Origin of the sequence: Streptomyces sp. NPDC047315, assembly GCF_040643215.1 — a bacterium.
Classification (GTDB): domain Bacteria; phylum Actinomycetota; class Actinomycetes; order Streptomycetales; family Streptomycetaceae; genus Streptomyces.
The window spans coordinates 1-2,025 of the sequence record NZ_JBEYTZ010000109.1 but is presented as its reverse complement, the minus strand read 5'-3'; the positions used below and the strand labels follow the sequence as shown (position 1 = coordinate 2,025).

The 2,025-nt window shown below is 52.3% G+C and carries 1 rRNA gene; it reads right to left on the bottom strand.

The window, feature by feature from the left end:
• Nucleotides 1-2,025, bottom strand: a 23S ribosomal RNA gene (locus tag ABZ842_RS38770); the annotation flags it as partial.

The window sequence follows — 2,025 nt, the reverse complement described above, 5'->3', positions numbered from 1 at the left end:
CTGACACTGTCTCCTGCCCCGCTAAGGGGCATGGGTTAGAATTTCAATACAACCAGGGTAGTATCCCACCGACGCCTCCTTCGAAGCTGGCGCTCCGAGATCTCTGGCTCCTACCTATCCTGTACAAGTTGTACCAAAATTCAATATCAGGCTACAGTAAAGCTCCACGGGGTCTTTCCGTCCTGTCGCGGGTAACCTGCATCTTCACAGGTACTATAATTTCACCGAGTCTCTCGTTGAGACAGTGCCCAGATCGTTACGCCTTTCGTGCGGGTCGGAACTTACCCGACAAGGAATTTCGCTACCTTAGGACCGTTATAGTTACGGCCGCCGTTTACTGGGGCTTCAATTCGCAGCTTCGCTTGCGCTAACCACTCCTCTTAACCTTCCAGCACCGGGCAGGCGTCAGCCCCTATACGTCACCTTACGGTTTTGCAGAGACCTGTGTTTTTGCTAAACAGTCGCCTGGGCCTATTCACTGCGGCTCTCATGCGCTTGCACGCTCAAGAGCACCCCTTCTCCCGAAGTTACGGGGTCATTTTGCCGAGTTCCTTAACGAGAGTTCTCTCGCACACCTTAGGATTCTCTCCTCGACTACCTGTGTCGGTTTGCGGTACGGGCACCTCTCACCTCGATAGAGGCTTTTCTTGGCAGTGTGAAATCAGGAACTTCGTCCATACGGACTCGCCATCACAGCTCAACGTTATAGTGTGCGGATTTGCCTACACACACGCCTTACTGCTTGGACGCGCATATCCAACAGCGCGCTTACCCTATCCTACTGCGTCCCCCCATTTCTCAAACGGTGAGGAGGTGGTACAGGAATATCAACCTGTTGTCCATCGCCTACGCCTATCGGCCTCGGCTTAGGTCCCGACTAACCCTGAGCGGACGAGCCTTCCTCAGGAAACCTTAGTCATACGGTGGACGGGATTCTCACCCGTCTTTCGCTACTCATACCGGCATTCTCACTTCTAAGCGCTCCACCAGTCCTTCCGGTCTGACTTCAACGCACTTAGAACGCTCTCCTACCACTGACATCGTAGATGTCAATCCACAGCTTCGGTGAATCGTTTAGCCCCGATACATTTTCGGCGCAGCGTCACTCGACCAGTGAGCTATTACGCACTCTTTAAATGATGGCTGCTTCTAAGCCAACATCCTGGTTGTCTGTGCAACGCCACATCCTTTTCCACTTAACGATTACTTTGGGACCTTAGCTGGTGGTCTGGGCTGTTTCCCTTTTGACTACGGATCTTATCACTCGCAGTCTGACTCCCGTGTATAAATATCTGGCATTCGGAGTTTGTCTGAATTCGGTAAACCGGGATGGCCCCCTAGTCCAAACAGTGCTCTACCTCCAGTATTCTCATCACGAGGCTAGCCCTAAAGCTATTTCGGAGAGAACCAGCTATCTCCAAGTTCGATTGGAATTTCTCCGCTACCCACACCTCATCCCCGCACTTTTCAACGTGCGTGGGTTCGGGCCTCCAGTAAGTGTTACCTCACCTTCACCCTGGACATGGGTAGATCACCTGGTTTCGGGTCTACGACCACGTACTAATTCGCCCTATTCAGACTCGCTTTCGCTGCGGCTCCGCCTTCTAAAGCTTAACCTCGCACGTAATCGTAACTCGCCGGTTCATTCTACAAAAGGCACGCTATCACCCATTAACGGGCTCTAACTACTTGTAGGCACACGGTTTCAGGATCTATTTCACTCCCCTTCCGGGGTGCTTTTCACCTTTCCCTCACGGTACTGGTTCACTATCGGTCACTAGGTAGTATTTAGCCTTGGGAGATGGTCCTCCCGGATTCCGACGGAATTTCACGTGTTCCGCCGTACTCAGGATCCACTCAGGAGAGAACGAACTTTCGACTACAGGGCTTTTACCTGCTCTGGCGGACCTTTCCAAGTCGCTTCATCTAACTCGCTCTTTTGTAACTCCGTATAGAGTGTCCTACAACCCCAAGAGGCAAGCCTCTTGGTTTGGGCTCTTCCCGTTTCGCTCGCCGCTACTCAGG